The following is a 23,404-nucleotide window of genomic DNA, read 5'->3' as shown; positions in this document are numbered from 1 at the left end:
TCAGGTATCCAGTAACGTACGAGCAACGGCCTGCAGTTTACGGGTGAGTGGCCCCGGCGACCAGTTGAGCGCGCCAACTGCACGCACCGGCCAGACACCGTAGACACTATTGCAGACGAACACTTCATCAGCCTGCTGCAGTTCTTCGAAGGCGATGTCACGAACCTGGGTTGGCATGCCCATGCGCGGCGCATGCTCCAGCAGGGCACCACGCATCACACCGGCAACACCGCAACGGCTGAGATCGGCCGTTACCAGCACGCCAGCACTTACCATGAACAGGTTGCTGTACACCCCCTCGACCACCCTGCCCTGCCCATCCCGCATCAAGCCTTCGGCATGTTCGCCGTCCTGCCATTCGGCACGGGCCAGCACTTGCTCAAGGCGATTGAGATGTTTGAGCCCAGCCAGCAACGGTTGTTCCCCAAGCCGGGTTTGGCAGGGGAACAACCTAACGCCATGCTCGGCGTGCTCGGCAGGATAGCTGGGCAGTGGCGCGCCCTGCAGGATACGCCGCGGCGCAACACCGGCAGCGGGCGCATACCCGCGCTGGCTGTCACCGCGGGTGAGAACCAGCTTGGCAACACCGTCACCCAGCTGGCGAGCGAAGCGTTGGATTTCGTCACCTACCAGCGCCAGGTCTGCATCGATTGCCAGGCGCTTGCACCCCAGGGCCAAGCGGGCCAGATGCCCGTCCAGCAGGCTGGCACGCCCACCACGCACGGCGATGGTCTCGAACAGCCCATCACCGTAGGCCAGGCCGCGGTTCTGCAGATTGATTGCAGTAGCGTCCTGGCCGTCGACCCAGCAGTGCATCAGTCAGCGAACCGGCGGAATACCAGCGAACCGTTGGTGCCACCAAAACCGAACGAGTTGGACAACACTACATCGATTGGCATGCTGCGCGCCTGATGTGGCACGAAGTCGAGGTCGCAGCCTTCATCCGGCTCATCGAGATTGATGGTCGGCGGCGCCATCTGGCTGTTGATCGCCAGCACGCTGAAGATCGCCTCCACCGCACCGGCGGCGCCAAGCAGGTGCCCGGTCATCGATTTGGTCGAGCTGACAGCCAGCTTGTAGGCATGATCACCGAACACACGCTTGATCGCCGCTACTTCGGCGATGTCACCGGCTGGCGTCGAAGTACCGTGGGCATTGATGTAGCTGACCGCCTCCGGCGCGATACCAGCATCACGCAAGGCATTGGCCATGCAACGGGCTGCGCCCTCACCGCTGTCGGGTGGCGAGGTCATATGGTAAGCGTCGCCGCTCATGCCAAAACCAACCAACTCGGCATAGATGGTCGCACCGCGTGCCTTGGCGTGTTCGAGCTCCTCGAGTACCAGGGCGCCGGCACCGTCAGACAGCACGAAGCCGTCACGGCCCTTGTCCCAGGGACGACTGGCACGGGCTGGTTCATCGTTGCGGGTCGACAGCGCACGGGATGCGCCGAAGCCTCCCATCCCCAGACCACAGGCGGCCATTTCGGCGCCACCGGCAATCATCACATCAGCTTCGCCGTAAGCGATGTTGCGCGCAGCCATGCCGATGCAGTGGGTGCCAGTGGTACACGCCGTGGCGATGGCGTAGTTCGGCCCCTGCAGCCCCAGATGGATCGATAGGAAGCCAGAGATCATGTTAATGATCGAGCCCGGCACGAAGAACGGAGAAATACGGCGCGGGCCCTGCTCGTGCAGGGTACGGCTGGTTTCTTCGATGTTGGTCAGGCCGCCGATACCCGAGCCCATGGCCACGCCGATGCGCTCACGGTTGGCATCGGTGACTTCAAGGCCGGCGTTGCGCACCGCCTGAAAACCGGCTGCCAAGCCGTACTGGATGAACAGGTCGAGTTTGCGGGCTTCTTTTGCCGACAGGTATTGCTCAACCTCGAAGCCTTTCACCGAGCCGCCAAAACGGGTGGAGTAGGCAGACAGGTCCGTGTGCTCGATCGGACCAATGCCACTGCGGCCAGCCAGAATGCCCTGCCAGGTGCTCGGTACATCGGTACCCAGTGGCGACAGCATACCCATACCGGTGACCACGACGCGTCTACGCGACACAGTACTCTCCTTTTCTAATCACAGAGTTTCTTGCCATTGCATTCAAGCAATGGAATGAAATGGCAACAAGCTCTCGCAGCGAGCGAAATGACGCCATGGGCTTGCAAAGAAAAAACCGCACGCCAGCAAAGGCAGTGCGGTTCTTCTCGACAAGAAGCGTCGACTACAACGTCTTAAGCCTGGTGGTTCTTGACGTAGTCGATTGCAGCTTGAACGGTAGTGATCTTCTCGGCTTCTTCGTCAGGGATTTCGGTCTCGAATTCCTCTTCCAGAGCCATCACCAGCTCAACGGTGTCAAGCGAATCGGCACCCAGGTCATCGACGAAGGACTTCTCAGCAGTCACTTCCTCTTCCTTGACGCCCAGTTGCTCGGCGACGATTTTCTTGACGCGTTCTTCGATGGTGCTCATACCTAGTTTTCACTCCTAATGGACATATGTCAGGCAGCTGGCCGGTGACCAAGTTTATAGAAAGACGTTCGCTTTTCAAGCGGAACGATCCTTCCCTTGAGCAACCTCACCGGCTGCCTGGAATCTGGTTGCAGCTTTATAACGGATTTTAGGCTCGCAGTATGACTCTTTTTTGAAGCAATCCGTCACATCGCATTGCAGTTTTACATGTACATCCCGCCGTTGACCGGCACGGTTGCGCCGGTAACGTAGCCAGCGCCGTCCGATGCCAGGAACGAAACCACCTTAGCGATTTCCTCAGCCTGGCCCAGGCGGCCCAGCGGAATTTGCGTCTGCAGGGCTTCGCGCTGCGCTTCTGGCAGCTCGCGGGTCATGTCTGTGTCGATGAAGCCTGGGGTAACCGAATTGACGGTGATGCCCCGCGAGCCCACTTCACGCGCCAGCGCACGGCTGAAGCCTTCGAGGCCGGCCTTGGCCGCCGCGTAGTTGGCCTGGCCGGCGTTGCCCATGGCACCGACGACCGAGCCGATGCTGATGATACGACCCCAACGCGCCTTGGTCATGCCGCGCAGTACGCCCTTGGACAGACGGTAAAGGCTGTTCAGGTTGGTATCGATCACGTCGAACCACTCGTCGTCCTTCATGCGCAGCATGAGGTTGTCACGGGTGATGCCGGCATTGTTGACCAGAATGGCGGGGGCGCCGAACTGCTCGCAGATAGCGCTCAGCACAGCTTCCACGGACTCGGCGCTGGTGACGTTCAGCTCCATGCCAGTGCCAGCGATCCCATGCTCTTTGAGGGTGGCAGCGATGCGCTCGGCACCGGAAGCCGAAGTGGCGGTACCGATCACGGTCGCGCCCTGGCGGCCCAGCTCGAGGGCGATAGCCTGGCCAATACCACGGCTAGCGCCGGTGACCAGTGCAACTTTACCTTGCAGGCTCATGCAAGCTTCTCCAAATCAGGCCAGCGCCGCACGGGTGGCGGCGACAGCATCAGGGGTATTGAGGTTGTAAGTGGTCACGCCCTCGGCGCAACGCTTGTTCAAGCCGGCCAGCACCTTGCCCGGGCCGCACTCCACCAGGTTCACCGCGCCATTGGCGGCCAAGGTCTGCACGCACTCAACCCAGCGCACGGGCTGATACAGTTGCGCCAACAGGTCTTGCTTGAGCGCATCGAGGTCGGCGGCGATGGCCGCGGTGACGTTCTGCACCACTGGAATCTGCGGGGCCTTCCACTCGATGGCGTTGACCGCCTCGGCGAAACGCTCGGCGGCAGGCTTCATCAGCGCACAGTGCGACGGCACACTGACCGCCAGCGGCAGAGCACGCTTGGCGCCCGCCTCTTTGCACAGTTCGATGGCACGGTCCACTGCAGCCTTGTTGCCGGCGATCACCACCTGGCCAGGGGAGTTGAAGTTCACCGCACTGACCACTTGATCTTCGGCGGCCTTGGCGCAGATCTCGACTACCACCGCGTCATCCAGGCCAAGGATGGCCGCCATGGCGCCGTGACCTGCAGGTACGGCTTCCTGCATCAGCTGGCCACGGCGCTCGACCAGACGCACCGCGTCCTTGAGGGTCAGGCTGCCAGCGGCGACCAGTGCACTGTACTCACCCAGGCTATGCCCGGAAACGAAAGCTGGCTGCGCGCCGCCTTCTTCGAGCCACAGGCGCCACAGGGCGATCGAGGCGGTAAGAATAGCCGGCTGGGTCTTGTCGGTTTGATTGAGCTTTTCTTCCGGTCCATTCTGGACCAGGTCCCAAAGGTCGTAGCCCAGAGCTTCGGAGGCCTCCTTGAAGGTCTCGATGATCACCGGCTTTTCGGCGCCCAGCTCTTTGAGCATGCCCAGGGATTGGGAACCTTGACCGGGGAAGACGAATGCGAGGGATGCAGACATTGAACAAGCCCTTATGATCTTGTCATCGGATAGAGTGCGCCAGCCAAAGGCCAGGCGCGGAATCTGGAAACTTGGATGGAAACGCAGACCAAGCGGTCACATTTAAGCACTTCATCGTTTAAATGCCTAAGGTAACAGGTCTTCAAGCCGGCCATGCAGCCGCCGTGGGAGGTTTTCCTGGATCTCGATCAGCGCCCGCTGGATCGCGCTTTGAAACCCTTGGACGCCCGCCGAACCATGGCTTTTGATAACGATGCCCTGCAGGCCGAGAAAGCTTGCGCCATTGTGCCGCGCTGGCGCGAGGTCAGCCTGCAGGCGCTTGAGCAGCGGCATCGCCAATACCCCAGCTATCCGCGACAACGCGCCGCCCTTGAACAATTGTTCGATACGCTGACCAATCATGGTAGCAAGGCCTTCGCTGGACTTGAGCAGGATGTTGCCAACGAAGCCGTCGCACACCACCACATCCGCTTCGCCACGATACAGGCCGTCACCCTCGACGAAACCAACATAATTGAGGCCACGGGCATCCTGCAGCAAGCCGGCTGCCAGCTTGACCTGCTGATTCCCCTTGATGTCCTCGGTACCGATGTTCAGCAAAGCGACCCGCGGCCTGTGGATACCCAAGGCCTGGGCCGCCACCGAGCCCATCACCGCAAACTGGTACAGATTATCGGCACTGCAATCCACGTTGGCACCCAGGTCGAGCAACTGGCAATAGCCTGACTGCGTAGGGATTGCCGCGACCATGGCCGGCCGGTCGATACCTGGCAGGGTCTTGAGCACGAAACGCGACAACGCCATCAGCGCGCCGGTATTGCCGGCACTGACGCAGGCCTGAGCCTTGCCGTCACGCACCAGTTCGAGGGCAATGCGCATCGACGAATCCGGTTTACCACGCAACGCTTGGGATGGCCGCTCGTCCATGTCAATCACCTCACTGGCGGCGACAATCTGCAGGCGCGCGCGATCCGCAGCTGATAGGCCGCTGACCAGTTCTTCAAGGAGGGAGGGTTGACCGACGAGGGTCAGGTGCAGCGAAGGGGTAGCCGAAAGGCAAGCAATGCTAGCCTGGACAATGCTGCGGGGACCGAAGTCCCCGCCCATTGCGTCGATCGCGATGATCTGAGCGGACAAGGATTACTCGTCAGCGCCCTTGTCGATCACTTTGCGACCACGGTATACGCCTTCTGGCGAAACGTGGTGACGCAGGTGTACTTCACCGGTGGTTTTTTCTACCGACAGCGCGTTTTCCGACAGAGCGTCGTGCGAACGGCGCATGTCACGGGCAGAGCGGGATTTTTTGTTCTGCTGAACAGCCATAATTGATTAACTCCTAAACGTTTGGGTCACGCTTTAACTGCGCCAAAACACTGAACGGGTTGGACCGCGATACCTCGTCCTTGCTCGAGTCGGGCTCGTCTGCGCCCGCCGGCTGCTGGCATTCTTCCGGATGATGAGCAGGCACGATAGGCAAGGCGAGCAGCAGCTCCTCCTCGACCAAAGCCTGCAGATCCAAAGGATCTTCGCCCAGTTCCAGCACGTCATAGCCTTTCGGCAACGACTGGGTATTCGCACCCTCCTTCACCACAGCGTAAGTACACTCGCTATGGATCGGCAGGGTGACCAGCTCAAGACAACGCTGGCAAACCATTTTGACTTCGACGTCCAGCTCGCTGTGGATAACCACCACGTGCTGTTCATCTCGTTCAAAATCGAACTTCGCCTGCACCGTACCGACATCGTCGGAAAGCGGGTCGCAGAGTCTTTCCAAATCAGCGAGTTGCAGCGTACCAGTGATGGATACGCCTCGATCGGCTAATTTGCGCGGGTCAACGTGAGGTGGAATCGGGTCATTCAACATAGGCGCAGCATTCTAGGGATGCCCCCCGCCCCTGTCAAAGGAAATTAGGCGGCATCTCGCATGTTAGAATCAGGTTCAACTGACCAGGAGTCTATCATGCTGCCTTTGTTGCTGGCTTCCAGCTCTGCTTACCGGCGCGAACTGCTCGCGCGCCTGCGCCTGCCCTTCACCTGGGCCAGCCCCGATATAGATGAACGACGCCTGGCTGACGAGCCCGCCACGCAGCTGGTTCAGCGCCTAGCGAGGCAGAAAGCCGAAGCGCTTGCCGAGGATCACCGCCAGCATCTGATCATTGGCTCAGACCAGGTGGCAGTGCTGGGTGAGCAGATCATCGGCAAGCCACACACCTTCGAGCGCGCCTGCGAGCAACTGCTCGAGTCCAGCGGCCAGCAAGTGACCTTCCTGACCGGGCTGGCACTGCTCAATACAGCGAGCGGGCAATGCCAGGTCGACTGCGTGCCGTTCACGGTAACGATGCGCGAATTGAGTAGGGAGCGTGTCGAGCGGTACGTGAGGGCAGAGCAGCCATTGGATTGCGCCGGCAGCTTCAAGGCCGAGGGCCTGGGAGTGAGTTTATTTCAGAGCACCCATGGGTGCGATTCGACGAGCTTGATCGGGCTGCCGCTGATTCGGCTGGTGGATATGCTGACCCGTGAAGGCGTGGCTGTTCCCTAGCCTGGCTTGGGGGCTATGGTGCCGTCGAGATCAAGCGCCGCAGGGGCGGCACTTGATCTGACCAGCACCACGAAACTCAAGGCACACTCAACGCAACTGCGGGCCCTGGAACCCCATCCACATCGCCAGGTGCTCAGCCACACTGGCACCGATGCGCTTGGAGAACCGGTCGAACGGCGACTCCTGCACGGTGTAATCGACCAGATCCTTCTCACCGACCACTTCACGCGCTACGTAACTGGCACTGCCCAAGCCATCCACCAACCCCAGCGACTTGGCCTGCTCACCCGACCAGATCAGCCCACTGAACAGTTCCGGATGCTCTTTGTCCTTCAGGCGGTCACCGCGGCCCTGCTTGACCATGGCGATGAACTGCTGGTGCGTGGTGTTGAGCACACCCTGCCAGAACGCACGCTCATCAGGCTTTTCCGGCGAGAACGGATCAAGGAAGGCCTTGTGCTCCCCTGCGGTATAACTACGGCGCTCGACACCCAACTTCTCCATCGCGCCGACAAAGCCATAGCCGGCCGCCGTCACGCCAATGGAGCCCACCAGGCTCGCCTTGTCGGCATAGATCTCATCCGCAGCACTGGCGATGTAATAGGCGCCGGAGGCCCCTAGATCAGTGATGACCGCATAGAGCTTGGTGTCCGGGTGCTCGGCGCGCAGCCGACGGATCTCGTCATACACGTACCCTGCCTGCACCGGGCTGCCACCTGGGCTATTAATGCGCATGACCACCGCCTTGGTCTTTGGATCCTTGAACGCTTCGCGCAGGCTCTTGATCAGATTATCGGCACTGGCAGCTTCCTGATCGGCGATCACACCCCGCACCTCAACCAGCGCTGTATGATTGCCGCTTCGGCTAGCCGCTGCATCCATATCCATCAAAGGCGTGAACAGCACAAGAATGCCGAACAGGTAGACGAAGGTCAGCAGCTTGAAGAATATCCCCCAGCGCCGCGCCCGACGCTGCTCCTGAACGCCTGCCAGCAGCGTCTTTTCCAAGAGTTTCCAGCTCTTTTGCTCGACACGAACCTCTTCGTTACGTGCTTCGCGCGCTTCGCGAGCGAGGCGCTCCTCTTCGGTTTCGTTAACCGGCGCTTTCCACTCGTCAGCCATGCTCACCTACCCTGGAATTGAATTTGCCTGGAACCGGCCAGCCACTCGCGCAGCTGGGAAAAATGATCGATGCACACTTGCGGCCCGAACTCGGCCAGCGCCTCTAGCGACATGGCACCGTAGCCCACCGCCACCGAATGCATGCCCGCGTTGCTGGCCATTTGCAGGTCGAATGCAGAATCTCCGACCATCAGTGCCCGCCCCGGTTCTACAGCGCAATGCTTGAGGATTTCCTCGAGCATCAGCGGGTGGGGCTTACCGCGGGTTTCATCGGCGGCCCGCGTGATATCGAAAAAGTGCTCCCAGCCATTAACCCTCAGTACCCGATCAAGTCCGCGGCGGGCCTTGCCGGTAGCTACCGCCAGGCGATAACCCTCGGCCCGGAAGGCATCCAGCGACTCGACCACACCCTCAAACAGCGGCGAGGGCTGCTGATCCAGGGCCATATAGATGTCGGCGTAGTGCTGACGGAAGGTTTCGACCTGCCGAGGATCGAGGTGCGGATACAGCGTCGAGATCGCCTCCCCCAGCGCCAGACCGATGATGCCCTTGACCGCATCTTCGGCACTGGGCGCCTCGCCCGCTCGCTCGGCGGCGGCGTTCATCGCCTCGACGATGCGGCCGATCGAATCGGCCAGGGTGCCATCCCAATCGAAAATCAGCAGTTGGTAATCACGGCGCACTGAGTCGCTCCACGGTTTTGGCCCAGACCTCATCCACAGGCGCCTCGAGCTTGAGCTCGCCACCGTCGGGCAGTGGCACGGTCAAGGCGTAGGCATGCAGGAACAGGCGCTTGCCCCCCAACTCGCGAATCTCGCGACTGAAGTCTTCGTCGCCGTACTTGCTGTCGCCAGCAATCATGTGCCCGGCATGCAGGGTGTGCACGCGGATCTGGTGGGTGCGGCCGGTGATCGGGCGGGCTTCGACGATGGTGGCGAACTCGCCGAACCGGCGCAGCACTCGGAACAGGGTCAGCGCTTCTTTGCCCTCGTCATTGACTTCGACCATGCGCTCACCAGAGCGCAGGTTACTTTTTAGCAGCGGTGCATTGACTTGCTTCTTCGAGGTAGGCCAGTGGCCGCGCACCAGGGCCATGTAGCGTTTGTCCACCCCATCGCCGCGCAGGGCAGCATGCAGATGGCGCAGCATGCTGCGCTTCTTGGCGATCATCAACAGGCCAGAGGTGTCACGGTCCAGGCGGTGCACCAGCTCCAACTCCTTGGCGTCCGGGCGCAACTGGCGCAGTGCTTCGATCACCCCGAAACTCAGGCCGCTACCACCATGTACGGCGATACCGGCTGGCTTGTTCATCACGATCAACGCCTTGTCTTCATAGACGATGGCCGCCTCCAGGCGCTGCAGCAGCCCCTGGGCCACTGGCGCCGGCTCATCGCGCTCTGGCAAACGCACCGGCGGCACGCGCACGATATCGCCAGCTTGAATTTTATACTCAGGTTTGACCCGCCCCTTGTTGACGCGCACCTCACCCTTGCGCAGGATGCGATAAACCAGCGTCTTGGGCACGCCCTTGAGTGCGGTGATAAGGAAATTGTCGATACGTTGGCCGGCAAGTTCCGGCGCGACTTCTATCAGCTGTACGCCGGAAGTCGGAGGGGTATTGGTCGTCATGGAGGGGATCATAACAATTATTTATGGAATTGAAGCACTTAATCATTACTGCTATAGTCGCGAACGCCGCCAAAAGCGGCAGGCCAGCGAAACCGGGCCCTTGGCCGGTTCCTGACCTAAGCAGCTCTCCAGGACGCGAGGCCGTCCTACGGGGTTTTCGCCAGTTTACCGAATTGCCTGGAATCGCCACCAGCGCCGTGTAGAGAAGACCGAAAAAAAACGACAAGTGTGGTTGTTCACCTGCTTCCCGATTCTTTTCGCAGCACCTCTGCCCGCCCCGTCGCTTCCACGCAACGCAAGGCGAATGCTTCGGAAATACCTGCCTTGGATATGTAATGGCGTCAGCTTCGCGTTCGAAGCTGGCGAAAAATGCAACCCGTTGCGGATTCAGCGCGCGGCAGCACCCGAATTATCAGGGATACGTGCAGGGTGGAGATGCACAGCCCTCGGACCGTGTAGCACCGCGTCCGGCCACCGGCCCACTGACTTGGCCGGCGAGCGGATAAGGTCCTGAACAGATGCCCTAGGGCGTCCACGGCTGACGGTTGATTCCTCCTCCTGACTGAGTGCACGAGGCCCGCTTGGTTGATTCGGATACCCATTCGAAGCCACCGGGGCCTGGTAGGCACCGCAGCAAACAGGACGCGTCGTCGCGACAACGGCAGGCTGGGTAACGGCTGGTGCCGAACGTTGCTCGACACGGGGGTGGCCCGGCCACCCTTTGCGCACCTTGGCACCGACCATGAGAAGTCGTGTGTGCCGAACGCCGTTTCCGGCAGCCCGGAAACCGACGGTACAACATGAAAAGAATGCTGATTAACGCAACTCAACCCGAAGAGTTGCGTGTAGCTCTGGTGGACGGCCAACGTCTGTACGACCTGGACATCGAGTCCGGGGCGCGTGAGCAGAAAAAGGCCAACATCTACAAAGGCAAGATCACCCGGATCGAGCCAAGCCTGGAAGCCGCGTTCGTCGACTTCGGCTCCGAACGTCACGGCTTCCTGCCGCTGAAGGAAATCTCCCGCGAATACTTCAAGAAAGCCCCTGAAGGCCGGGTCAACATCAAGGAAGTCCTGAGCGAGGGCCAGGAAGTCATCGTTCAGGTCGAGAAGGAAGAGCGCGGCAACAAAGGCGCCGCCCTGACCACCTTCATCAGCCTGGCTGGCCGCTACCTGGTGCTGATGCCCAACAACCCGCGTGCCGGGGGCATTTCCCGCCGCATCGAAGGCGAAGAGCGTAACGAACTGCGCGAAGCCCTCAACGGCCTGACCGTACCGGGCGACATGGGCCTGATCGTGCGCACCGCAGGCCTTGGCCGCAGCAGCGAAGAAATGCAGTGGGACCTGGACTACCTGCTGCAGCTGTGGACCGCCATCAAGGAAGCCTCCCTTGACCGCGCCGCGCCATTCCTGATCTATCAGGAAAGCAACGTCATCATCCGCGCCATCCGCGACTACCTGCGCCAGGACATCGGCGAAGTCCTTATCGACAGCATCGATGCCCAGGAAGAAGCCCTGACCTTCATCCGCCAGGTCATGCCGCAGTACGCCAGCAAGGTCAAGCTCTACGAAGACAGCGTCCCGCTGTTCAACCGTTTCCAGATCGAAAGCCAGATCGAGACCGCTTTCCAGCGCGTCGTCGACCTGCCGTCCGGTGGCTCGATCGTGATCGACCCGACCGAGGCCCTGGTCTCCATCGACATCAACTCGGCGCGCGCCACCAAGGGCAGCGACATCGAGGAAACCGCCCTGCAGACCAACCTGGAAGCGGCCGAAGAAATCGCCCGCCAGTTGCGCCTGCGTGATATCGGCGGCCTGATCGTCATCGACTTCATCGACATGACCCCGGCCAAGAACCAGCGCGCGGTTGAAGAGCGCGTGCGTGAATGCCTGGAAGCCGACCGTGCTCGCGTGCAGGTTGGCCGTATTTCGCGCTTCGGCCTGCTTGAGATGTCCCGTCAGCGCCTGCGCCCGTCACTCGGCGAAAGCAGCGGCATCGTCTGCCCACGCTGCTCCGGCACCGGCATCATCCGTGACGTGGAGTCGCTGTCGCTGGCGATTCTGCGCCTGATCGAAGAAGAAGCCCTGAAGGACCGCACCGCCGAAGTCCGCGCCCAGGTACCGATCCCGGTAGCGGCCTTCCTGCTCAACGAGAAACGCAATTCGATCACCAAGATCGAACTGCGAACCCGTGCGCGCATCATCATCCTGCCGAACGATCACCTGGAAACGCCGCACTTCGAAGTCCAGCGCCTGCGCGACGACAACCCGGAAGTGCTGAACAACCAGTCCAGCTACGAAATCGCCGCCGCCGAAGCCGAAGAGGCTCCGCAGCCGACCGCTACCCGCACCCTGGTGCGCCAGGAAGCCGCCGTGAAAACCGCGCCGGCCCGTGCCAATGCACCGGTACCGAGCGCTGGCGAAGAGCAACCGCAGTCGGCTGCACCTGCAGCGCCTGTAGTGAGTGCACCTGAGCCAAGCCTGTTCAAAGGCCTGGTGAAATCGCTGGTCAGCCTGTTCGCCGGTAAGGAGGCACCTGCTGCCGCGCCAGTGGTAGCCGCCCCAGAGAAGCCCGCTGCCGAGCGCAATGGCCGCAACGAAGAGCGTCGCAACGGCCGCCAGCAGAGCCGTAACCGCAACGGCCGCCGTGATGAAGAACGCAAACCACGCGAAGAACGTGCCGAGCGCTCCCCACGTGAAGAGCGCGCACCTCGTGAAGAGCGCGCCCCGCGTGAAGAACGTGCACCACGTCAGCCTCGCGAAGACCGTCGCGGCAACCGTGGCGAGGAGCGTGTGCGTGAATTGCGCGAGCCCCTGGACGCCCCAGCCGTAGAACGCGAAGAGCGTACGCCGCGTGACGAGCGCACACCTCGTGAAGAACGTGCTCCGCGTGAAGAACGTGCTTCGCGTGAAGAACGCGCGCCTCGTGAAGAGCGTGCTCCGCGTGAAGAACGTGCACCTCGTGAAGAGCGTGCTCCGCGTGAAGAACGTGCACCTCGTGAAGAGCGTGCTCCGCGTGAAGAGCGTGCCCCTCGTGAGGAGCGTGCTCCACGTGAAGAACGCGCCCCTCGTGAAGAGCGCGCTCCGCGTGAAGACCGCCAGCCTCGCCCTGCCCGCGAAGAACGTCAGCCACGCCCTGCGGAGCAGGCGGCTGAGCAGGCTGCTGCACTGGCCGAAGAGCAACTGCCGAATGAGGAACTGCTGCAGGACGAGCAGGAAGGCACCGACGACGAGCGTCCTCGCCGCCGTTCTCGCGGCCAGCGTCGTCGCAGCAACCGCCGTGAGCGCCAGCGCAATGCCAATGGCGAGCTGATCGAAGGTAGCGATGAAGAAGGCAGCGAGGAGCAGCCACAGCAGCATCAGGCCACTGAGCTTGGCGCTGATCTGGCTGCAGGCCTCGCCGTAACTGCCGCTGTAGCCAGCAGCAAGATCAGCGCCAGTGCTGAGGCTCAAGCCAACCAGCAGGCCGAACGCGCCAGCGCTGAAGCCGCCACCAGCGAAAGCAGCCAAGCAGACGTGCCGACCGCACCGGCTGCCCAAGCCGAAGAAGCTGTCATCGCTCCAGCCGTTGAGCAACCCGTCAGCGAGCCAGTCACCGTGGTCGAAGCCGGCGTCGAACCAGTGGTCGAAGTCGCGGCGCAGCCAGCGGTCGAACCGGTAGTTGCTGCCGAGCCCGTTGAAGCACCTAGCGAAGCACCGGTGCAAGCCCCCGTGGTAAAAGCCGAGGTGGCCGGCGCGGCGCCAGTGGTCGAAGGCGGTGAAGCCGAGAAAGCTCCGCTGGAGGCAAAAGAGGCACCCGTTGCCGAGCAACCCGCTGCTATCAGCCCAGCCGAGCCGCAAGTGGCGGTAGCAGAGCCGGCCACTACGCAAGCTGCGCCAGCGCCTACAGAGCCCGCACCGGTGCAAACCCCGGCAGCCGTCGAGCCTGCAACCGTCATGCTGCCCAACGGCCGTGCTCCGAATGACCCACGTGAAGTGCGTCGTCGCAAGCGTGAAGCCGAGGCTGCTGCCAAGGCGGCTCAGCAAGCGGCCGAGCCTGTACTGGAAACTGCCGATGAGCAAAAACCACATCACGGTTGATCGCTCAAGCTGAATGAAAAAGCCCCGCCAGTGCGAACTGGCGGGGCTTTTTCTTGGCTAGTGGGTGACTCAATATCGTAAGCGTCCGGGTGAGTGTCCGGCGAACTGAGTGGATGTTGAATCAGTGCGAGCGGCGAACAAGTCTACACCGGCCAACGAGCCGATTGCGCCCAACTGAGCTCAGGAACTGCACCTCGCGTTCAAGCGCTGACTTAAAAAGACCGCTGAAGTAAGACCTCAGTAGAGGTTAGGCTCCATCTCCAACGCCACCCCGAACCGCGCCAGGATATCGGCCTGAATACGCTGCGCCAGGGCATACACCTGGGCCCCGCTCGCCTGGCCGTAATTGACCAGCACCAGCGATTGCAGCCGGTGCACACCAGCATCGCCCTCACGGTAGCCTTTCCAACCCGCCTGCTCGATCAGCCAACCGGCTGCAAGCTTCACCTGGCCGTCTGCTTGCGGGTAGGCCACCACGGCGGGATGTTGTTGCCGAATACGCTCGACCAGCTCGGCCGCCACTACCGGGTTCTTGAAGAAGCTCCCGGCATTGCCAAGCTCGGCCGGGTCCGGCAGCTTCTCGCGGCGAATACTGCAGATGGCATCACTGATCGCCTGGGCAGTCAGTTGCTCAACGCCCTGCTCTGCCAGGCGCTGACGCACAGGGCCGTAGTCCAAGTGCGCTTGCAAGGCATGACTCAGGACAAAACGCACCCGCAGGATCAGCCAGCGCCCTGGGTTGCGCTTGAAGACGCTGTCGCGGTAAGCAAAGGCGCAGTCGTGCAGCGTGAAGTCGCGTAGCTCACCGGTTTCGCGGTCCAGCGCAGTCAACCCGGCGAAGACATCCTTGATTTCCACACCGTAGGCACCGACGTTCTGCATCGGCGCAGCACCTACCGTGCCAGGGATCAGGCTGAGGTTTTCCAAGCCACAGTAGCCTTGCGCCAACGACCACTGTACGAATGGGTGCCAAGGTTCACCCGCTTCGGCCTCCACCACCACTCGCTCGCCGTCGTCACTCAGCAGCCGTCGCCCACGGCTGGCAATATGCAGCACCAGCGCATCGACATCGCGGGTAAGCAGCAGGTTGCTGCCACCGCCAATCACCTGCACTGGCACTTGGCGCTGGCGCGCCTGCGTCAATGCCTCGCGCACCTCGTCATCGCTATGGGCCTGGGCAAAATACCGCGCGGCAACGTCGATGCCGAACGTGTTGTAGGGCTTTAGTGAAATATGCTCCTGCCAAACCACCGTCATAGCCGCCCCTTGATTTCCACCACCAGGTCGCGACACGCCGCTTCGATCAAATCCAGCACCTGCTCGAAGCCCTCGGCACCGCCGTAGTAAGGGTCTGGCACTTCATCCAGGGCTGCGCCATAGCGGCGCAGGAACAGGTCAAGCTCGCCATTGGCGTTGTGCGGGCGCATGGCGCGCAGGTGGCTCAAGTTGCTTTCATCCATGGCCAGGATCAAATCGTACTCGGCGAAATGCGTCGCTTTGACTTGTTGGGCGCGCTGGCGCGACAAATCATAACCACGTGCCAGCGCCGCCTTGCAGGTGCGGCTGTCCGGGGCCTTGCCCACGTGCCAGTCACCCGTGCCGGCAGATGCCACATGCACCTGTTCAGCCAGGCCCGCCTGCTGCAATTGATGGCGCAGCACGCCTTCTGCGGTGGGCGAACGACAGATATTGCCAAGGCACACGAACAGGACACGCATCACGCCTCCAGCAAGCGCCTTACGCGCTCCAGGTCTTCGGGGGTATCGACACCCACGGCGGGTGCCTCGATGGCATCTTCGACGTGGATACGCACGCCGTGCCACAGGGCGCGCAGTTGCTCGAGGGCCTCGGTCTGCTCGAGCCAGCATGGGCCCCAACTGACGAAATCCTGAAGGAAGCCGACACGGTAGGCATACATGCCGATATGACGGCGGTAAGGCACACCCTCGGGCAACAGATTGCGCTGGGTTGCAAAGGCATCGCGGGCCCAGGGCAGCGGCGCGCGGCTGAAGCTCAGCGCCAGGCCATTCTTGTCGCTGACAACCTTGACCGCATTGGGGTTGAACACGGTCTGCGGGTCATGGATCGGCTCGGCTAGGGTCGCAATGCCCGCTTGCGGGTGGGCTGCCAGGTTAGCGGCCACCTGGTCGATGATCACCGGAGGAATCAACGGCTCATCACCCTGCACGTTGACCACGATGGCATCGGCGGGCAGCCCCAGATGAGTGGCCACCTCGGCCAGGCGGTCAGTGCCCGATTCGTGGTCGGTACGGGTCATCAGCACTTCGGCGCCGAATGCATTACAAGCATCGAAGATGCTGGCGTCGTCGGTAGCGATGACCACCCGGCTGGCGCCACTCTTGCGCGCCTGCTCCCATACATGCTGGACCATCGGCTTGCCAGCGATCGCCAGCAGCGGCTTGCCCGGCAGGCGCGTGGAACGCAGCCGCGCCGGAATGACTACAGTGAACTCCACACTCATTTGTCCAGACGCTCGTCGTCGGTCAGGGTACGGGCCTCGCTTTCCAGCATGACCGGGATGCCGTCACGGATGGGGTAGGCCAGACCCGCGCCCTTGCTGATCAGCTCGGTCTTGTCGGCGCTGAGCTTGAGCGGGCCTTTGGTAATCGGGCAGGCCAGAATATCGAGCAGTTTGGTGTCCATGAAAGGGTTCCTTTGGGCCAGGTGGCCGAAACGGTTGAGTCGCAGAAGTGAGCTCAGGGCTTGGGTAGCAGTCGCTGTAACTGGCTGTCGAACCAGGCGGTGAAGGCCGGCGTGGGCTGGGCTTCGACTGCCAGGTACCACCAGTCGTCAGCAGCGAAGGCCCGGCATTTCACCGCATCTTTTTCGGTCATCACCAGCGGCAGAGCCGGGCTGAAGGCCAGGCTTTGAGCACTGAACTGTGCATGATCGGCAAAAGGATGCGGCACCGGCTGCCAGTTTAGCCTCAGCAGGGTATTGAAGAAACGTTGCGGGTTGCCGATACCGGCCACCGCATGCAGGCGCTGCCCTGGCGGGAAATGGTCAAGCCCACGGCGTTCGCCGCTGCGCAGGTTGACCAATGCTGTAGGTTGCAACTGAAAGGCAAAACCATCGGCGCGGTCGCCATCGGCGCCGTTGTAAAGCACGGCATCGGCCTCTTGCAGGCGCTCTCTAGGTTCGCGCAAGGGGCCAGCAGGCAGGCAGCGGCCATTGCCCAGCCCGCGCGCGGCATCGATCAGCACCAGTTCAAGGTCACGGGCCAGGCGATAGTGCTGCATACCGTCATCGCACAGGATCAGGTCCAGCCGCTCGCTGGCCAACAGCGCCTGCACCGCGCCGGCGCGGTCAGGGTCAATCACCAGCGGCACGCCCGTGCGCTGAACGATCAGCAAGGGCTCGTCACCGGCTTGCTCAGCCGGCTGGTTTGCGCTCACGCGCCAAGGATAATGCGGCGGTTTGGCACCATAGCCACGGCTGACCACGCCTACCTTGATATCCTGGCGCCGGCAATGCTCGATCAACCAGAGGATCATGGGGGTCTTGCCGGTGCCTCCGACGGTGATATTGCCCACCACCACCACTGGCACAGGGGCCCGATAGCTTGGGCTTTCACCATTGAGGAATCGCGCGCGCTTGCGCATCACCACGCGGCGGTACAGCACTTCGAGCGGGCGCAGCAAAGCCAGGGCAGGATGCCCGGCGTACCAGGCGGCGAGCAAGCGATCGGCGAGCGCCATCAAGGTGTCCCCTGAGCGGCCTCGACGGTGGTCATGCGCAGGTGGCTGAAACCGAGCTTGCCGGCAGCATCCATCGCAGTGATCACGGCCTGGTGAGGGGTTTTACCATCGGCGCTGATAGCCAGCGGCAGTGTGTTGTCGCCACCGGACTCACGCTCGATTGCCTCGGTGAGAGCCGCCAGGTCACTCTTGGGCAGTAGGTGGTTGTTCACCGAATAAACACCGTCGGCACTAATGGTCACCTCCACCAGCTTGCCCTGATCGGCCGGAGGCTGCTCGGCCGTGGTGGCCTCAGGCAACTCGACGCGTAATTGGGTTTCGCGGGTGAAGGTAGTGGTGACCACGAAAAACAGCAGCAGCACGAACACCACATCGATCAGCGATGCGAGGTTGATGTCGACGTTCTCGCGCTGGCGGTTGCGCCGAAACTTCACGCCTTGCCTCCGGCCACTTCCACTTCCCGGTCGCCCTGGACCACCTCCACCAGTTTGATCGCTTCTTGCTCCATGCCCACTACCAGCTCATCGATGCGGCGCAGCAGGAAACGGTGGAAGAATACCGCCGGGATCCCCACCATCAGGCCGGCTGCGGTAGTAACCAGAGCCTTGGAGATGCCCCCGGCCAGCACAGCGGCGTTTGCGGTCATTTGCGAGCCCATGAAAGCGCTGAAGATGTCGATCATGCCCAACACGGTGCCCAGCAGGCCAAGCAGTGGCGCCATGGCGGCAATGGTGCCGAGGGTACTGATGTAGCGCTCGAGTTCGTGAATGACTCGCGAGGCGGCCTCCTCGATGCACTCTTTCATGATTTCGCGGCCATGGCGCGAGTTGGCAAGGCCTGCCGCGAGGATCTCGCCCAGTGGCGAGTCGGCGCGCAAGGCCTTGAGCTTGTCACTGGTGAGTTGCTTGTCCTTGATCCACATCCACACCTGGCCCAGCAGGTGCGGCGGGGTGACGCGGCTGGCGCGCAGAGTCCACAGACGTTCGACGACGATCGCCATGGCGGCAACGGAGCTCAGAATGATCGGCAGCATCATCCAACCACCGGACTTGACCAATTCCCACACAGTAAACGCCCCTCTGGAAAAAGGCCGCCACTCTAACATACACGCGCCGGGTGCTCATCTGCCGGAGGTCAGGGAAGTGGTACTGGGCTCAGGATGCTTGGCGCCTGGGGCGCCGAGTACCATCTGCGCGGTGCATCATGAAATGCGCCCGATTTAAAGGCGCTGGTAGTGAACGCATAAGATCTGCCAACCGCACTTCACTGCACTCGCCAAAACCTTCGCTGGCGCCCCACACTTTCGACCTCACCCTGCGCACCGAGCACCAGCCGCAACGCACCCTCCACAGCAGTGTCATGCATCACCATCCCATAGCGCCGATACCGCTCGACCACTTGTGCGTGGGGGTGCCCGAAGCTGTTGTTGCGCCCGCGCGAAATCAACACCCCATGCGGCGTAGTGGCACGGATGAACGCCTCGGTGGATGAACTGCGGCTGCCATGGTGCGGGGCCTGAAGCCAGTCGATGCGTGGCGCTTCATGGGCCTTGAGCCAGGCGCGTTCGGCGCCTGCCTCGATATCGCCGGCCAACAGCAAACGCTCACCTTGCGCCTCGACCAGTAGCACGCAGGAACGATCATTGCTGCTTTGCCCGCTTTCCCAGCGCCACAGCGAAAAATCCACGCCGTCCCAAGTCCACCGTTCACTGGACGCACAGGGCTGCACGTGTACCTCTTCCAGCGCTTCGCCACCTATCACGCGAGCCACCGGCAAGCCTTTGATGATGGCCACGGCGCCACCGGCGTGGTCCGCATGCGCGTGACTGATCAGCATCAGGTCCAGGCCCGCCACACCCAATTTACGCAGGGTGGGCAGCACTACTCGTTCCCCCAGGTCGAAATCGCCTTTGGCAGGCCCTGCGTCGTATAGCAACGTGTGATGTCGAGTACGCAGCAAAACCGCAAGGCCTTGGCCGACATCGAGCTGCCACACCTCGACCTGCCCATGGGGCACAGGCGGCTTCGGTGCCCACAAGGCCAGTAACATGACCGCGCCCAGGCTGCGCAGCGGCACGCCGCCAGGCAGCAATAGCAGCAGCGCCCCTAGGCACACCAGCAACCAGGGCCCTATCGGTAGCGCTGGCGGCACCCATGCCGGTTGCCATGCGGCCACCCACGCAAGCAGGGCGAACAGCAGGTGCAGCGCCGCGCCCGCAAGCCATAGCAAACCCTCCCCTACCCCCGGCACTGGCAACAACAAGGTCCCGAGCAAAGCCGGGGGCAACACCGCCACGCTCACCCATGGCACCGCCAGCAGGTTCGCCATCGGCGCAGTCAGACTCACCGGCAACCCTGTGGCCAACAATACCGGCAATAAACCGACGGCAATCACCCACTGCGCCCGCGTCCAGGCCTGCCAGGGGCGCCAGTTGCCAAGCCGGCCAGCGAAGCTGTAGATGAGTATCGCCACCGCCGCGAATGACAGCCAGAACCCTGGCAATAACGCAGCCAAGGGGTCGACCAGCAATACCAAGGTCAATGCCAGCAGCAAAGGCAACAGTGCCCCCAGCTGCCGAAACCGCAATCGCCATAACAGCACAACTGCCAACATCAGACAGGCGCGCTGCACCGGCACGCCGGCGCCGGCCAGCCAGCCGTAGGCCAGCGCTGCCACCAGCGCCAAGCCGCATGCCCAGGGTAACCATGGCCAACTACGCGGCCACAGGCCCCAGCGTGCCAGGCTTGCCACCAAGGCATAGAGCATGCCGGCGACCAAGCCAATGTGTTGCCCAGAAATCACCAGCAGATGCACCGTGCCAGTTGCCTGCAGCGCCTGCCACTGTTCCCGGGCAAGGCCCGCGCCGTCACCGAGCACCAAGGCTGCCAAGCCCGCTTGCTGCCCATGGGCGTCGACCCTCAGTAGCCGCTCACGTAGCGCGTCGCGCCAGTCGGGGGCCACCGCGCGGGTAAGGTCACCGGCTTTGACCGTGCCTGTGGCACCGATACGCCGGGCCAGCAACTGCGCCGCTCGATCAGGGCCATGGGGGTTGAGCAGACCTGCCGGGCGCTGCAAGGTCGCCGCCACCCGCCAAGACTCGCCAGCACGAATGGGTGGGCCATCGAACCAGCTCAATTGCAGGCGCTGCGGTAGTTCAGCGCGGCGCGAATGCGCCTGTTGCAGCTCAAAACGCACGCCCTGCGCAGTGCGCGTGGGCAAGCCAACCACCCGCCCCTCCAACCACAGCGTACGGCCGTCCAAACCAGCCTCTAGCCGGTCATTCAATGCCAGCTGTGCCGACCAGCAGGCCCAGGCTAATCCCAGCGCGAAGCAGCCCAGCGGCCAGAGCCGCGTGGGCAGGCAACAAGCCCCTGCCAGCACTAGCAACAACAGCCAACCGACCGATGGCAATACCGGGAGAAAGCCCAGGCACAACAGCCCGAGGGCGAGCGCAAACATCCCTGTGCGCATGAGTTAGAGCTCCAGAAGCGCAATAGCTCACTCATGCATAGACGAAAAGCCGGCGTGGCCCGCTAAACAATTGTCACAAACTCTAAACGAGGCGCCACGTGAATCGAGGCATACTTCCCGAATCAACGCTCCGGGAGCCTACATGCCGCGCCGACTTTTCAAACGCTACATGCCGGACCCGAGCAGCATTCGGGAACACAAGTCTTTACGTTTTTTCGGCAAGCTGCTGCACGATCCAAACCTTTGGCACCTCAACCGTCACTCGGTTGCACGGGCCATGGGCGTAGGCCTGTTCGCGGCCTTGATCCCCATTCCCATGCAAATGCTGCTGGCTGCCGCAATGGCCATCCCGGTGCGCGGCAATCTGCCAATCGCGGTCAGCTTGGTCTGGCTGACCAACCCGCTGACCATGCCACCGGTGTTTTTCGTCACTTACATGACCGGCGCCTGGCTGATGCAGGTGCCACCGCGCAGCCTGCCTGAAGAACTGACATTCGAATGGATTACTGACCAGCTGGCAACGGTGTGGCAACCGTTCTTGCTGGGTTCGGTGGTGTGCGCGGTGGTGCTTGGCGTGGTCGCCTGGCTCACCACCCTGCTGTACTGGCGCTGGTGGATCGGCCGGCAGTGGCGCCGGCGCAAGCAACGGGTATCAGGCGCGCATGCCGCGGCCGCTGACCAGCAGGCGAACACACAGCCCGTAAAGCACCGCAGTGGCCACCAGCATGAAGGTGATCGCCGTGCCGATACTGATATCCGACACCCCTAGGATGCCGTAGCGGAACGAGTTGACCATGTGCAACACCGGGTTGGCCAACGACACGGTCTGCCAGAACGGCGGCAACAGGTTGATCGAGTAGAACACCCCGCCCAGGTAGGTCAGTGGCGTCAGCACGAAGGTCGGGATGATCGAAATGTCGTCGAAATTACGTGCGAACACGGCGTTGACGAAGCCCAGCAACGAGAAGATGGTCGCCGTCAGGAAGACCACGACAATGGTCACGCCCAAGTGGTGCACCTGCAGGTCGGTGAAGAACATCGACAGGATGGTTACGATCACCCCCACTGCCAGCCCGCGCAGCACACCGCCCAGCACATAGCCCACCAAAATGGTGTGCGGCGATACCGGCGACACCATCAGTTCTTCGATGGAGCGCTGGAACTTACTGCCGAAGAAGCTCGACACCACATTGCCATAAGAGTTGGTGATCACCGACATCATGATCAGCCCCGGTACGATGTACTGCATGTAGGTGAAGCCACCCATGTCGCCGATCTGCCGGCCGATCAAGTTACCGAAGATCACGAAATACAGCACCATGGTGATGGCCGGTGGCAGCAGGGTCTGCGGCCAGATGCGCAAAAAGCGCCGCACTTCGCGATAGACGATGGTGTTCAGGGCGACCCAGTTGGTGCGCAGTTCCACACTCATACGGCCACCTTCGACAGGTTCTTTTCCACCAGAGACACGAACAGCTCCTCAAGTCGGTTGGTCTTGTTGCGCAGGCTTTGCACTTCGATGTTCTGCAATGCCAGTTGGCCGAACAGCGCGGTGATACCGATGTCCTTGTCCACTTGCACTTCCAGGGTATGCGGTGTCAGCAGCCGGCACGGGTAGCCCTGCAGTACTGGCGCCGAGGCCAGGTCCTGCTTGAGATCGAGGACGAAGGTTTCGACATGCAGCTTGCCCAGCAGTTGGCGCATGCTGGTATTCTCGACGATGGTGCCATGGTCGATGATGCCGATGTTACGGCACAGCTGCTCGGCCTCCTCCAGATAATGCGTGGTGAGGATGATGGTGATGCCCTTCTGGTTGAGCTCGGTAAGGAAGCTCCACATTGATCGACGCAGCTCGATATCCACCCCGGCTGTCGGCTCGTCGAGGATCAGCAGACGTGGTTCGTGGATCAATGCGCGGGCAATCATCAAGCGGCGCTTCATGCCGCCCGACAGCGAGCGCGACTGCACATCGCGTTTGTCCCACAGGCCCAGTTGGGTCAGGTACTGCTCGGCGCGCTCCTTGGCCAGCTTGGGCGGGATGCCATAGTAGCCGGCCTGGGTCACGACAATGTCGAAGGTCTTCTCGAATTGGTTGAAGTTGAATTCCTGGGGCACCACACCCAGGCAGCGCTTGAGCGCGGAGGGCTCGCGGTCCAGGTCGTGGCCGAACACGTTTACCGTGCCAGTGGTCTTGTTCACCAAGGTGGACAGGATGCCGATGGTGGTGGACTTGCCGGCGCCGTTCGGGCCAAGCAGAGCGAAGAAATCGCCTTCGGCAACATCGAGGTCAATGCCTTTCAAGGCCTGGAAGCCGTTGCCGTAGGTCTTGGTCAGCTGCCGGATGGACAGGGCGGAACTCATAGCGGGCCACTTACCGAAGAAAAGGTGAAGGGTACGCCAGGTAAAGTCACTGGCGCAGTGAGTGCAGCCATGGTGCAAGCCCATGCCGCGCAAGTACAGTCACATCTATTGATAAT

At 61.9% G+C, this 23,404-nt stretch carries 24 protein-coding genes; 3 read left to right on the top strand and 21 right to left on the bottom strand.

From position 1 onward, the window contains the following. From pabC to HU725_RS06950, 8 genes are all read right to left on the bottom strand, one after another. The gene (pabC, locus tag HU725_RS06985; RefSeq protein WP_186476668.1) at positions 1–816 is read right to left on the bottom strand and encodes an aminodeoxychorismate lyase; all 816 of its coding nucleotides are present in this window, start codon (positions 814–816) and stop codon (positions 1–3) included. Beyond that, complete coding sequence (fabF, locus tag HU725_RS06980) at positions 816–2,060, bottom strand: beta-ketoacyl-ACP synthase II (RefSeq protein WP_060478226.1); 1,245 nt, start codon at positions 2,058–2,060, stop codon at positions 816–818. The genes pabC and fabF overlap by 1 nt, the downstream gene beginning before the upstream one ends. A gap of 173 nt (positions 2,061–2,233) precedes the next feature. Further along, positions 2,234–2,470 (bottom strand): acyl carrier protein, encoded by a 237-nt coding sequence (acpP, locus tag HU725_RS06975; protein ID WP_009685065.1) that lies wholly within the window; start codon positions 2,468–2,470, stop codon positions 2,234–2,236. Between the two features lie 203 nt (positions 2,471–2,673). Further along, a complete protein-coding gene (fabG, locus tag HU725_RS06970; RefSeq protein ID WP_186476667.1) occupies positions 2,674–3,414 on the bottom strand; it encodes a 3-oxoacyl-ACP reductase FabG in 741 nt (246 codons plus the stop codon). A 15-nt stretch (positions 3,415–3,429) separates the two neighbouring features. Next, the gene (fabD, locus tag HU725_RS06965) at positions 3,430–4,368 is read right to left on the bottom strand and encodes an ACP S-malonyltransferase (protein WP_186476666.1); all 939 of its coding nucleotides are present in this window, start codon (positions 4,366–4,368) and stop codon (positions 3,430–3,432) included. A gap of 126 nt (positions 4,369–4,494) precedes the next feature. After that, a complete protein-coding gene (gene plsX, locus HU725_RS06960; protein WP_081016640.1) occupies positions 4,495–5,505 on the bottom strand; it encodes a phosphate acyltransferase PlsX in 1,011 nt (336 codons plus the stop codon). A gap of 3 nt (positions 5,506–5,508) precedes the next feature. Continuing rightward, positions 5,509–5,691 carry a 50S ribosomal protein L32 gene (gene rpmF / locus HU725_RS06955; protein WP_010223221.1) on the bottom strand — a complete coding sequence of 61 codons (183 nt, stop codon included), beginning with the start codon at positions 5,689–5,691 and terminating at the stop codon, positions 5,509–5,511. Positions 5,692–5,704: 13 nt separating this feature from the next. Beyond that, positions 5,705–6,232 carry a YceD family protein gene (locus HU725_RS06950; protein ID WP_060478222.1) on the bottom strand — a complete coding sequence of 176 codons (528 nt, stop codon included), beginning with the start codon at positions 6,230–6,232 and terminating at the stop codon, positions 5,705–5,707. 96 nt (positions 6,233–6,328) lie between these two features. On the opposite strand from HU725_RS06950, the gene HU725_RS06945 reads away from it, so the two are divergent. Further along, positions 6,329–6,907, top strand: a complete 579-nt coding sequence (locus HU725_RS06945; protein WP_186476665.1) for a Maf family protein — start codon at positions 6,329–6,331, stop codon at positions 6,905–6,907. A gap of 87 nt (positions 6,908–6,994) precedes the next feature. Here the strand turns inward: HU725_RS06945 and HU725_RS06940 are convergent, their stop codons facing one another. Genes HU725_RS06940 through rluC form a run of 3 tightly spaced genes read right to left on the bottom strand, consistent with a single transcriptional unit; the run spans position 6,995 to position 9,658 of the window. Further along, positions 6,995–8,029: a S49 family peptidase gene (locus HU725_RS06940; RefSeq protein WP_225915518.1), complete on the bottom strand. Its 1,035-nt coding sequence runs from the start codon at positions 8,027–8,029 to the stop codon at positions 6,995–6,997. A 2-nt stretch (positions 8,030–8,031) separates the two neighbouring features. Then, positions 8,032–8,745, bottom strand: a complete 714-nt coding sequence (locus HU725_RS06935) for an HAD family hydrolase (protein ID WP_189657918.1) — start codon at positions 8,743–8,745, stop codon at positions 8,032–8,034. Further along, positions 8,702–9,658: a 23S rRNA pseudouridine(955/2504/2580) synthase RluC gene (rluC, locus tag HU725_RS06930; RefSeq protein ID WP_027919450.1), complete on the bottom strand. Its 957-nt coding sequence runs from the start codon at positions 9,656–9,658 to the stop codon at positions 8,702–8,704. Before rluC ends, HU725_RS06935 begins: the two co-directional genes overlap by 44 nt. A gap of 800 nt (positions 9,659–10,458) precedes the next feature. On the opposite strand from rluC, the gene rne reads away from it, so the two are divergent. Continuing rightward, a complete protein-coding gene (rne, locus tag HU725_RS06925) occupies positions 10,459–13,737 on the top strand; it encodes a ribonuclease E (protein ID WP_217872379.1) in 3,279 nt (1,092 codons plus the stop codon). 237 nt (positions 13,738–13,974) lie between these two features. On the opposite strand, the gene murB is transcribed toward rne, so the two are convergent. The 8 genes from murB to HU725_RS06885 all read right to left on the bottom strand — a co-directional run bounded on the left by murB (position 13,975) and on the right by HU725_RS06885 (position 20,927). Further along, positions 13,975–14,994, bottom strand: coding sequence for a UDP-N-acetylmuramate dehydrogenase (murB, locus tag HU725_RS06920; RefSeq protein WP_186476662.1), 1,020 nt, complete (start codon positions 14,992–14,994; stop codon positions 13,975–13,977). Further along, positions 14,991–15,455, bottom strand: coding sequence for a low molecular weight protein-tyrosine-phosphatase (locus HU725_RS06915; RefSeq protein WP_186476661.1), 465 nt, complete (start codon positions 15,453–15,455; stop codon positions 14,991–14,993). Before HU725_RS06915 ends, murB begins: the two co-directional genes overlap by 4 nt. Next, the gene (gene kdsB / locus HU725_RS06910; protein ID WP_186476660.1) at positions 15,455–16,219 is read right to left on the bottom strand and encodes a 3-deoxy-manno-octulosonate cytidylyltransferase; all 765 of its coding nucleotides are present in this window, start codon (positions 16,217–16,219) and stop codon (positions 15,455–15,457) included. The genes HU725_RS06915 and kdsB overlap by 1 nt, the downstream gene beginning before the upstream one ends. Further along, a complete protein-coding gene (locus HU725_RS06905; RefSeq protein ID WP_003247142.1) occupies positions 16,216–16,401 on the bottom strand; it encodes a Trm112 family protein in 186 nt (61 codons plus the stop codon). Before HU725_RS06905 ends, kdsB begins: the two co-directional genes overlap by 4 nt. A gap of 53 nt (positions 16,402–16,454) precedes the next feature. Then, positions 16,455–17,456 carry a tetraacyldisaccharide 4'-kinase gene (gene lpxK, locus HU725_RS06900; protein WP_186476659.1) on the bottom strand — a complete coding sequence of 334 codons (1,002 nt, stop codon included), beginning with the start codon at positions 17,454–17,456 and terminating at the stop codon, positions 16,455–16,457. Continuing rightward, positions 17,456–17,890 carry an ExbD/TolR family protein gene (locus tag HU725_RS06895; protein ID WP_186476658.1) on the bottom strand — a complete coding sequence of 145 codons (435 nt, stop codon included), beginning with the start codon at positions 17,888–17,890 and terminating at the stop codon, positions 17,456–17,458. Before HU725_RS06895 ends, lpxK begins: the two co-directional genes overlap by 1 nt. Further along, the gene (locus HU725_RS06890) at positions 17,887–18,522 is read right to left on the bottom strand and encodes a MotA/TolQ/ExbB proton channel family protein (RefSeq protein WP_186476657.1); all 636 of its coding nucleotides are present in this window, start codon (positions 18,520–18,522) and stop codon (positions 17,887–17,889) included. Before HU725_RS06890 ends, HU725_RS06895 begins: the two co-directional genes overlap by 4 nt. A gap of 197 nt (positions 18,523–18,719) precedes the next feature. Then, positions 18,720–20,927, bottom strand: a complete 2,208-nt coding sequence (locus tag HU725_RS06885) for a DNA internalization-related competence protein ComEC/Rec2 (RefSeq protein WP_186476656.1) — start codon at positions 20,925–20,927, stop codon at positions 18,720–18,722. A gap of 142 nt (positions 20,928–21,069) precedes the next feature. Here HU725_RS06885 and HU725_RS06880 point away from each other — a divergent pair, with 142 nt between their 5' ends. After that, on the top strand, positions 21,070–21,696 hold the full coding sequence (locus HU725_RS06880) for a DUF2062 domain-containing protein (protein ID WP_155500265.1): 627 nt from the start codon (positions 21,070–21,072) through the stop codon (positions 21,694–21,696). Here the strand turns inward: HU725_RS06880 and HU725_RS06875 are convergent. Then, complete coding sequence (locus tag HU725_RS06875; RefSeq protein ID WP_060478209.1) at positions 21,580–22,359, bottom strand: ABC transporter permease; 780 nt, start codon at positions 22,357–22,359, stop codon at positions 21,580–21,582. The two genes, HU725_RS06880 and HU725_RS06875, sit on opposite strands and share 117 nt — an antisense overlap. Then, on the bottom strand, positions 22,356–23,288 hold the full coding sequence (locus HU725_RS06870; protein WP_060478265.1) for an ABC transporter ATP-binding protein: 933 nt from the start codon (positions 23,286–23,288) through the stop codon (positions 22,356–22,358). Before HU725_RS06870 ends, HU725_RS06875 begins: the two co-directional genes overlap by 4 nt. Positions 23,289–23,404: the final 116 nt, after the last annotated feature.

Source organism: Pseudomonas promysalinigenes, from assembly GCF_014269025.2.
Classification (GTDB): domain Bacteria; phylum Pseudomonadota; class Gammaproteobacteria; order Pseudomonadales; family Pseudomonadaceae; genus Aquipseudomonas; species Aquipseudomonas promysalinigenes.
This window is presented reverse-complemented; position numbering and strand designations above follow the sequence as displayed.